Annotated in this window: 8 protein-coding genes, 2 pseudogenes and 1 other annotated feature; of the genes and pseudogenes, 4 read left to right on the plus strand and 6 right to left on the minus strand. The window is 39.2% G+C overall.

The genetic code is table 11. The features are described 5' to 3' along the window. Positions 1-308 precede the first annotated feature (308 nt). From LK453_RS13830 to LK453_RS13845, 4 genes are all read right to left on the minus strand, one after another. Positions 309-1,688, minus strand: coding sequence for an Ig-like domain-containing protein (locus LK453_RS13830; RefSeq protein WP_227954011.1), 1,380 nt, complete (start codon positions 1,686-1,688; stop codon positions 309-311). Positions 1,689-1,741: 53 nt separating this feature from the next. Beyond that, positions 1,742-2,719: an OmpA family protein gene (locus LK453_RS13835; RefSeq protein ID WP_201542314.1), complete on the minus strand. Its 978-nt coding sequence runs from the start codon at positions 2,717-2,719 to the stop codon at positions 1,742-1,744. 129 nt (positions 2,720-2,848) lie between these two features. Further along, positions 2,849-3,799 carry an IS4 family transposase gene (locus LK453_RS13840; protein WP_227954012.1) on the minus strand — a complete coding sequence of 317 codons (951 nt, stop codon included), beginning with the start codon at positions 3,797-3,799 and terminating at the stop codon, positions 2,849-2,851. A 457-nt stretch (positions 3,800-4,256) separates the two neighbouring features. Then, entirely contained in the window at positions 4,257-5,420 is a 1,164-nt protein-coding gene (locus LK453_RS13845) for a zinc-dependent alcohol dehydrogenase (protein ID WP_227954013.1), read from the minus strand. 233 nt (positions 5,421-5,653) lie between these two features. Here LK453_RS13845 and LK453_RS13850 point away from each other — a divergent pair, with 233 nt between their 5' ends. Continuing rightward, positions 5,654-5,974, plus strand: coding sequence for a hypothetical protein (locus LK453_RS13850; protein ID WP_201542305.1), 321 nt, complete (start codon positions 5,654-5,656; stop codon positions 5,972-5,974). A 48-nt stretch (positions 5,975-6,022) separates the two neighbouring features. On the opposite strand, the pseudogene LK453_RS13855 reads toward LK453_RS13850, so the two are convergent. Beyond that, positions 6,023-6,906, minus strand: a pseudogene (locus tag LK453_RS13855) (IS982 family transposase). Between the two features lie 306 nt (positions 6,907-7,212). Between LK453_RS13855 and LK453_RS13860 the strand changes: the two are divergent. Continuing rightward, positions 7,213-7,707 (plus strand): ISAs1 family transposase, encoded by a 495-nt coding sequence (locus LK453_RS13860; protein ID WP_201542301.1) that lies wholly within the window; start codon positions 7,213-7,215, stop codon positions 7,705-7,707. 1 nt (position 7,708) lies between these two features. Here the strand turns inward: LK453_RS13860 and LK453_RS13865 are convergent. Further along, positions 7,709-8,929 (minus strand): annotated as a pseudogene (locus LK453_RS13865) (IS3 family transposase). Continuing rightward, positions 8,538-8,654, minus strand: a sequence feature (AL1L pseudoknot). It overlaps the preceding pseudogene by 117 nt. A gap of 177 nt (positions 8,930-9,106) precedes the next feature. Between LK453_RS13865 and LK453_RS13870 the strand changes: the two are divergent. Beyond that, entirely contained in the window at positions 9,107-9,415 is a 309-nt protein-coding gene (locus tag LK453_RS13870; protein WP_227954014.1) for a hypothetical protein, read from the plus strand. A 32-nt stretch (positions 9,416-9,447) separates the two neighbouring features. Beyond that, positions 9,448-10,452 (plus strand): IS630 family transposase, encoded by a 1,005-nt coding sequence (locus LK453_RS13875; RefSeq protein ID WP_227954015.1) that lies wholly within the window; start codon positions 9,448-9,450, stop codon positions 10,450-10,452. Positions 10,453-10,605: the final 153 nt, after the last annotated feature.

Genomic DNA, 10,605 nt, shown 5'->3' on the forward strand with positions numbered 1-10,605 from the left:
GTCGCTGCTTCAATCGCTGTATTTGGCTCAGCTTTAATGTTAAGGCACAGGCGTGGTGCATTGTTATCTAAGATCGTACCTGTGCCAGTAACACCATCAATCGTCAGACCGTGGTTTCATCGCTCTCATCAATGTTATCAGCTGTTGTCGGATAGCTCACTGTAAACTCAGTAACTCCCGCTGGTACGGTGATAGTGCCGCTACCGGATCATAGGTCACGCCATTGCTAAAACGTAGTTGTAGCGTGTTTGCTGTAGTCCTCACCCGCTTTGGCACTGCCATCTTTTAATTCAAATGGATAGCTCACCTCAGTCTGAGTCCGTATGGCTTAGGGTAACCTTATGAACTAAGATGTCACCCTCAACAGCACTGGCGCCACTTACGGTTACTGTCGGCTTGTCGCCATCGTTTGGTGTACCATCCGTAGCATCTTCATCTAAGATTGTCGCTTTATCAGAAGCTTGACCTAATACCGCATTTACAGGACGGCTAATCTCAAGCACCATATCCTCTGACTTCTCATAAACTGTATCATCAACGACAGTTATGATAATCGCAGACGCCTGGGTACTACCCGCTGGGATAGTAACTTTATCGCCTTTTTCAAAGAAGTTTTGGATTTGGGCTTGAGTCGATAGAGTAACGGCCTCTCCATTAGCATTAGTGTAAGTGATCGAAGCGATGTCTGAGGCATCAATATCACTTGCCCCTAAACTTACGGTTACCGTGGTGTCAAAGTTACTGATCTTGGTTTGTGAGACAGTAAACACTAACGTGTTATCAATCCCCTCAATCGCCTGATTATCAGTGGCACTAATGCTCACCGTTGGCGGATAGGCAATAGTAATCGTTGCCTCGTTTGACTGTAGACCAGTGGTGTCAGCTACTACATATTTTATTGGTGTTGGATCACTAATAAAGCCTAGATCTGGTTGGAAGGTTACGTCACCCGTTATCGTATCAACCTTCCATACCCCTTCGCCTGCCACTATAACTTCCGTGGTTTGATTAACCGTATCTGGATCAATAAGTTTAACCGTCGTTGGGTCAAGATTATTATTAGCATCCGTATCATTATTAATGACATCTATTATCACAGGCTTATTGGTTTCACCTACTACGGTGTCATCATTTGCCACAGGAGGATTTTTTACAGGCCCTTTATCATTATCATTTTTACCTATAGCTACAATAGGAATCAGACCTAAACCTAACCACCAAGGAAATCCTACAGGCGCAGTAACCCACCATGGTGCAAGCATTTCATCACCACCTAACGCTTGACCTTCTGTTGCGCCAACTTCTAGCTGCGTAACATAGTCATATACTTGACCTGTATCTGGTATATAGTAGTAATAGTTGCCATCTTCAGCCATACCAATTAGTGCTTGATCATTACTTGCTTCTTCATCGATATGGTTAGCTTCATTTTGTTTTTTAGTAGACTTATAAAAGCCCTCAATTATCAAATCAGTTTCTTTACCTTCACGCTCAAATGAAACGTGTAGATTATTATCTATCCGCTTGGTAATAACGTGGTTTGGTGCACGTCCAATTGACTCGTCAAAAAACTCATAGTTGACGTTCTTAACAGCTTTGATGATATTGGGTTGGCCATCTTTAGTAACAGCTTGAATTTCTTGTATGGTCTGTTTGCTGTTGTGAGCTTTTACGATAACAGTTTTCATGATTTTTACTCTAGCTTATAATATTAATTTTCAAATAAATTTGTTTAGGGCTTTTACTTTAATATTTGGTTGCCTTCTTGATCCACTCGTACTCGCTCCTTGATAACAGCGATGGTACGGCGGTTTAGTTGACGACCTTCTGCGGTTTTATTAGTCGCTCTCGGACGCTGCTCACCATAGCCTATAGCTGATAGTCGGTCAGGTGAAATATTAAATTTACTAATTAGGATCTGTTTAATAGCGTTAGCGCGTCTCTCTGATAGCTTTTGGTTATAATCGTCACTAGCATTGCTATCTGTATGACCTTCAATTATTGCTGAGGTATTGCTGTATTTCTGCATAAATTCTGCTAGCTCTTGAACTTCATTAAAGTACTCCTGCTTAACGATAGCCTTATCGTTGTCAAACAATACTTCAAGCTCTATGCTGACTTCTTTTTCAAGTACCGGTGCCGGTACGGGTGATGTTATAACTGATGCACTAGGCTTTATAATTGGACAGTTCGGAACGACTCGTGTAATCTGGTGCGCCTGATAACGCTTACCTTCTAGATAGTTGAGTGCTTTGTCACTTTCTATTGGCTGTATAGTTGAGTTACCTTTGCTGTCTATGTCTACATAGAAAAAATAGTGGTTGTTTGGGGCTAGATTGAAGTCGATACTATTCGCTAACAGGTCATTTGTTTTTTGTCCAGTCACCTCAGTACTTAAACGGTTAACCCCTACACATGAGTAAACCTGAGTAAAGCTACCCGGCTGAAGGCTTACTTGATAGCGGTCATTAATGGCAATATTGGCACTCGTCTGTTCGGGATCATTATTTAATGGTCTAATAAAAAAGATACTGACATTATCTTTAGGTATTGGTTTTTTAATTAAATCTTCAGGTTTAGTATCTGATTGTAGATGCCATCTTACATTACCTACTGCTTTAGAGTTACTTTCATTCAAAATATTAACTGCTTGTGACTCTATAGCTAATAAACTTGACGTTAACAAAGCTAGTGTAGTAAATAATTTTTTCGTTTTCATATATTAGAATCCTAATTTTATGTAGAGAGTCAAAGCATAAAGAAGTAAATATTACCTAGCAAAATACGACTTACAATTAACGACATTTTATATTTTTATATTTTAAACCTCTGTACACGACAAAAATGCTCAAAGTCTCAAAGGTCGTGGACTAGGAGACAAATAACTTATTAGAACCTCAAACACACGTCGATTGCCAGCAAAGAAATACTCACGCAAACCATCAATCAAAACATCCAAACCAATAGCAAACAGACTTTGCTGGGGTCGACCATGTTTCTTAAGCTTTCGTCTTTTAGGGTGATGCTGTACAGTTTTAATCCCAATGCGATATGACCAACAAAATGCTAGCGCACAAACCGCCACTAACTTACTTACCCGATCCAACTGTGTAAGATGCGTATCTTCAAGATTAAACCCTCGTCCTTTAAAACAAGAAAACAAGGTTTCAATCTCCCAGCGTCTGCTATAAAGAGCCATAGCATCCGTATGATCTAAATTGTTGCTCGCTATGATGACATAATCGTTGTCAGCATCACGCTTTGCAAATAGACGAACTTTAACGCCATATACGGGAACAGCTCTGGCTAACATAAACGTTTCATGAGGGGATAGATGACGTAACAATGTCTTTATTTGTACCAATTTACCCTGATGATTGGCTACTAGGGTGTTGTGTTTGATGCGAATGCAAAACTTTATTTGCTCTTTATTTAGCCATTGAAACCACTCTTTGCCAACAAACTCTCTATCGGCTAATACATACTGTATTTTGTCTGCGCCAAAGGTGTTGATGAACTTTTGTATGAGCTCACATCTCTCATTACTATTGCTGTTACCTTTTTTATCCAGTAGTGTCCAGTATAAGGGAATAGCGATTCCTTGATGAACAACGCTGAGCAAAAAGATGTTAATGTTCTTTTTACCCCATTTCCAGTTGGTCCTGTCTATACTGATGATGACTTCGTCTAAGTCAAAGAGTTGATAGATGAATTTGGCTAGCTGGTCTTGGTCTATGTCAACTTGTGCAAAGAAGCGTTGTAGCCGTCTGTAATTACTGTTTGTCCTATCCTTTGACAAATCCTCTTGCTATTTGTTTGAGGTTGCTACTTTGTACTTGTATTATCGCTAGAGTAATTAAGCCTAAACACGTCAATCTTGCCTTGTTCATAGTTAGGTTTTGCGATAATATATTTATGAGCTGATTAAGGTTTGGCATAGTGTGGTTCGTAAGAAAAATTACTATTATGCCTTGTCCTTAGTCAGCTTTTTTGTTTTTGTCGTTTACAGAGAATGTTTCCATAGTTAAAATTTAAAAGTAAAAAAGGTTTGAAGAATAAATAAATTACCTTGTTGCGATGATTTTTTATTTATCGCTTATTAATCTAGAGCTTGCTTATCTAAATAACTTATTTGCTTAAATAAAAATAAGTTAAAGATTTTTTTGCTAGCTGTTTTAGTGATAATTGTTATTAAAGATAATCCCTTTAAAGCAGCTATGACTTAACTCTTAAATGTTAAGGGTAAATTTGAAAAATTAAGGGGTTAAAATGACTTTACGACATTCTTCTTCACGCTTTTCAAAAATTTCATAACCTTTAGCAGCGTCAGACAAATTCATACGGTGAGTAATAATAGCTTCAGGTGATAAATCACCATTTTCAATATACTCTAATAATTGTGGTAAATACTTGTGTACATGGGTTTGGCCCATTTTGAAAGTAAGCCCCTTATCAAAAGCGTCACCAAATAAGAAACCATGAATAGGTCCTGCATACACACCCGGAACACTAACGATCCCACCACGACGCACAGCTGCAATACATTGACGTAGTGCTGCACCACTTGACCCTTCAATTTTCAAATTGGTCATTATTGTTTCTAGTATACTGCCTTTGGCTTCAAAGCCAATCGCATCAATAACGCCGTCAACGCCACGATGTCCTTTGGTCTGTTCAATAATAAATTCAGCAGCATCCACCTTATCGAAATTAACCGGAATAGCACCGTAGGTATCTTTGGCATACTGCAAACGGTAGTCATTATGATCTACCACGAAAATCTGCTCAGCACCTAACATTTTGGCACAAGCTGCTGATAATAACCCCACAGGACCCGCACCATAAATAGCTACGGTTGAACCTTTAGTAATATTGGCATTAGTCACGGCCTGCCAAGCAGTCGGTAAAATATCGGATAAAAATAAAACCTTCTCATCTGACAGTGAGCCAGGTACCTTGAACGGACCAAAATTACCTTTAGGAACCCGTACAAATTCTGCTTGCCCACCAGGAATACCACCATACAAATGGCTAAAACCAAATAAAGCAGCCGGTGGCGGAATTATTTTTTTATTAATAGCAGCGCCTGGGCCTGTATTTGTAGTCTCACAAGCGGACATTAGGTCATGTTGACAGAAAAAGCAGTTACCACATGCAATAACAAAAGGAATAACGACTCTATCGCCTTTCTTAACAGCTGTGACTTCAGAGCCTACTTCTTCAACCACACCCATAAACTCATGACCGAAGATATCGCCTTCCTCGGTTGCAGGCATTTTGCCACGATACAAGTGTAAATCTGAGCCACAAATTGCAGTCGCAGTCACACGTAAAATAACATCATCTTTTTCTTGCAGTTCAGGCTCTGGGACATTGTCCACTCGTACATCTTTAGCACCGTGGTAAGTTAAAGCACGCATAATTTCTCCAATTAAGTAAAGATTGCAAAATCTAGATAAATAATAATCTGTGATAATACAAGATGAAAATTATTAGAATCAGTGGTTTATGTTATCTAATGTTAAGTATTACTCAATTATATTAGCACCTTGAAAATCGAGATTTATAATTAACGTGTGTTAAAAAGGTTGCGTATTGTAAGTAAAAAATGTAATCGTGTAAACGCAGATGAGAGATAAAATTATGTTGGAATATGGAGAATTTAATATTTATATATATCGACATTAAACCGGAGCAGAGTATCCCTAAAACGATACAAGTTCCTGGTTTCAAGGCAACTTATACTTTTGTCAACGATAAAACAATCCCTAAATATGCTATTGCCAATAAAACCCAAAAGGCAGTTCTGAATGAGCTCGAGCATATTTTTATCGTTCCGAATGAGCTGAGACAAAATAGAGTAGTGTCCTATGCGGAGAAGTATCCAGACAATCAACGGATTCAACATATTGAAGTGGTAAAACGTTTTGGAACCTTGGTCAGAATGAATAAACTGCCTGTCACGATTCCCTAGAGTTAACCTGAGTTCGGGATAAGAGCTTGCCTAAATCATTGAAACAGCTTATTTTTTTGCAGCTTGTCCATAAGCCGACACGTTTTTGAGTGTCGGCTTAAAGGGAAACCAACAGTAAGCAATGAGTCCTGCTAAAAGATTAGCAGCGAAACCTGTGAAGCTTCGATGCCTTGAGTGTTCAATCTGACAAAAGTTTTTAAGCTCATCAAAAACAGTTTCAATTAACGAGCGTCCGTTAAGTAACGCCTCATCAATAGGTTTAAGAATCTGCTGTTTCATATTCCTTCGAAGCTTGGTTATAAATCGATATTGAAGTCATTAAACAGTTTATCTTTTAAATCTTGACTGACATACCCTCGATCACCAAACAGTTTACCGAATATATCATTTGCTAGGCCCTGTCTTAGCGGCTCTCTATCATCTATATTTCCCGGAGTGACTCTAATCGATAATAACTCACCGTGATGATTGATAATGGCGTGCAGTTTAAATCCGTAAAACCAACCCATACTTGTCTTACCTCTTTGAGCAATCCCCTCAAAGACCTTATGACGCTTAATCCGCCGGTTATGGCATACAGATAGTTTGGTGGCATCCACAAAGCTAATACCTGTGCAACTTCCCATCAAGCTTTTAAGATAAGCACACAAAGGCACAAGAGCACGGGGTACTAATTCAATAAAACGTGAGTAGCTTGGTAGGTCCGGAAAATCTTTTTTCATCATGCCTAGCATATGATGATAGTAAAACCCTTTAAATTGACGATAACGTAATTGATGAAACAGTACCAATATAGTCATTATCTCTGGTACACTTATCTTGCATGCTCTTAATCGCTTTGTCCCATTTTCGATCAGCTGACGTTCAAATTCTGGTTTGAATGCTTGGTAAAAGTCGTCAATGTGGCAGTATAATTCGGTTAGGTTGTCCATGTAAGAAGTCCTTTTTGTTGAGTTTTTATTAGTACATTGACTTTAACAATTTTGGACTTCTTTTTTTTGCCTTTTTTGACCTGCTTATCCCGAACTCAGGTTAGAGTTAGCACAAAAAAAGGCCCTAATCTTTATGATTGGAGCCTTTTTTTGAGCTTAATATTTAATTGCGAATATTTCTCATTACTATTATAATCCTCATTCGAAATTTAAAGTGAATACAATAGGGTCGTTCCAGGGCAATCGCACTACAAAAAGTCAAAGAAGGAGTAAAATATAGCAACCGATCCATAAGAGGGAGCTATTATGCTCAATGGTCCAAGAGAGTTTTTTGCCAAACTCAATGACCCAAGACGCCAAAACAAAAACCTCTATCATCCACTAGAGAATGTCATATTTATTGCGCTAACCGCTTTTATCTGCGGCTATAACGACTGGGTGAGTGTCGAAGACTTTGCCAAAGAGAACAGGTCATGGTTTGAGAAGGTTCTGAATATGCCTTATGGTATACCCTCGCATGACACCTTTGGAAATGTCATGAAAATGATAGACAAAGATCACTTTGCCCTATGCTTTGCTCATTGGATGACCGAAAGTGTTAAAGACCATACACACATAGCCATTGATGGTAAATTTCTCCAAGGTGGCTTTAAAGATACAGACTCTATTCATTTATTCACTGCCTTTGCCAGTGAAACTAAATTGGTATTAGCACAAACGCAAGTAAATAGTAAAGACAACGAGATAACGACACTGCCTAGACTGAACCGCCCCGACTATATCGGAGAGTGGATTGCTTGAGTCAGGCAGCTTTGTCTGACTCATTAAGGCTATCATAGTATCGTCTCTCAAACTCAAAAGGCGACACATAACCAATCGTACTATGAATGCGAGTTTTGTTAAACCAATCGACCCATTCAAGGGTTGCTAATTCAACATCATACGCATCCCGCCACTGCGGTTTTAAATATTCAATCACCTCTGTTTTATAAAGCCCGTTAACCGTTTCAGCTAACGCATTATCGTATGAATCACCGGTTGTACCAACAGATGCAATAACGCCAGAATCAGCCATCTTATCCGTATAGCGAATGGATAAGTACTGAACGCCGCGATCACTATGATGAATGACATCTTTAGGATGGTTTCTGTCTGCAATGGCTTGATTTAACGCTGCCATCACCATATCCGTGTTCATTCGATCTGATACTTTCCAACCAACGATAGCGCGAGCAAACACATCAATGATAAAGGCAGTATAGACCCAACCACTCAATGTTTTAACGTAAGTAAAGTCAGCAACCCATAGCTGGTTAGGGCGATGGGCATTAAAGTTACGATTAACTAAATCATCAGCACGCTTTTGATCATCACGAGACTTAGTGGTTATCTTACCTTTACCTCGCCAAATACCCTGCATACCATGCTGACGCATTAACCGCTCTACAGTGCAACGTGCAGGATGTACACCTTTAGATTTCAACTGTTTCCAGACTTTACGAGCACCGTATCGGCATTTGCTGTCCTGCCAGATACATTTAATCTCATTAAGATAGAAGTTCGTCATGCTGGCTACGCTGTGAACGTTTTTCAGGCGTCTCTCCTAGCTCTTTAGCACGATAGTATGTGGATGGAGCAATCAGTAATACTCTACAGATTGGCTCGACTCCATATTGTTGTTTGTGATCGTCAATAAAATCAACCATTACTTGGGTTTGCGGTCGAACTCTGCCTGGGCTTCAAGACCTGCCGCTTTCTTTATAATCTCATTGGCTTGCTTTAACTCTCTGTTCTCACGTTCAAGCTCTTTGATACGCTCGGCTTGGCTTTGAGCTTGAATATTCGTAGGAATGGTTTTATCAATGTGCTTTTTATGCCATGATCGTTGGGTCTCAGGCGTGCAACCTATCTTTGGCGCTATGGCTTTGATGGCTGACCAGGTAGATGGGTAATCGTCTTTAGCTTCAATTAGCATACGGACGGCTCGCTCTTTCATTTCAGGGGCATAGTTTCGTGTTTTCATTGTCGTATTCTCTTGGAGCATTGAGTCTCCGACAATCCCGGGGCGGTTCAATATTGATAAGCACCGATAATAATGCTTTATTTTTTTTAATTATGTTTAAAATCTCTGTACACGACAAAAAACAAAAAAGCTGACTAAGGACAAGGCATAATAGTAATTTTTCTTACGAACCACACTATGCCAAACCTTAATCAGCTCATAAATATATTATCGCAAAACCTAACCATGAACAAGACAAGATTGACGTGTTTAGCCTTAATTACTCTAGCGATAATACAAGTACAAAGTAGCAACCTCAAACAAATAGCAAGAGGATTTGTCAAAGGTAGGACAAACAGTAATTACAGACGGCTACAACGCTTCTTTGCACAAGTTGACATAGACCAGGACCAGCTAGCCAAATTCATCTATCAACTCTTTGACTTAGACGAAGTCATCATCAGCATAGACAGAACCAACTGGAAATGGGGTAAAAGAACATTATAGTCATAGCCCCATAAATAAGATACACTGATAAGATGGCATATTCAAAAGACTACAGACAAATGATATTAGATAAGCTTGACGAAGGTTACAGTTATCGAGAGCTTGCCGAAGAATATCAAATCAGTACAACGACAATTCAGCGTTGGAAAAAGAACATTGAGCGTAAAGTTTACGTCTATACTGTTTACAAGGTGGATAGCGATAGTCTTAAAGCAGATGTTGAGCTTTATCCAGATGCTTATCAAATAGAACGAGCAAGACGTCTTAACTGTAGCCAAAGAAGCATCAGTCGTGCACTGAAGCGACTTGGTATTACTCAAAAAAAGACACTGCATCATCCTAAATCAGATGAAGAAAAACGTCAGTTATTCGCTGAGCAGTTAGCCTGGTATGAAAAAGATAACCGTCCTGTCGTTTACTTAGATGAAAGTGGCTTCAAGGCACATGATTACAGACCTTACGGCTATGCCAAAAAAGGTGAGAAGTGCTTTGGCGAGCATAACTGGCAACTAAAAAACCAAACCAATGCTATAGGTGCTATTTACAATAATCAGTTATTCGCAGTAGGTCTTTACGACTGTAGTGTTAATAGTGATGTATTCCATAGCTGGGCTCAGCAACTGTTATTACCACAACTTCCCCTTAATAGTGTGATCGTTATGGATAATGCAACTTTCCATAAGGGCCTTGATATTCAAAAAACCATTGAAGATTCAGGACACACTATTCTATGGTTACCGCCTTATAGTCCTGACTTAAACCCTATTGAGCAAACTTGGGCTTGGGTTAAGAAAAAGCGTCAAGATTGGGGAATAGATTGTATCGATACGTTATTCTTCTATTTCTTTGGCTGTGTGACTGTTTTTAAGGGCTATGACTATAACATCTTTTGCTCAGCGTTGTTCATCAAGGAATTGCTACTCCCTTATACTGGACACTACTTGATAAAAAAGGTAACAGCAATAGTAATGAGAGATGTGAGCTCATACAAAAGTTCATCAACACCTTTGGCGCAGACAAAATACAGTATGTATTAGCCGATAGAGAGTTTGTTGGCAAAGAGTGGTTCAATGGCTAAATAAAGAGCAAATAAAGTTTTGCATTCGCATCAAACACAACACCCTAGTAGCCAATCATCAGGGTAAATTGGTACAAATAAAGACATTGTTACGTCATCTATTCCCCTCATG

The sequence above is a fragment of the Psychrobacter sanguinis genome (genome assembly GCF_020736705.1).
Taxonomy (GTDB): domain Bacteria; phylum Pseudomonadota; class Gammaproteobacteria; order Pseudomonadales; family Moraxellaceae; genus Psychrobacter; species Psychrobacter sanguinis.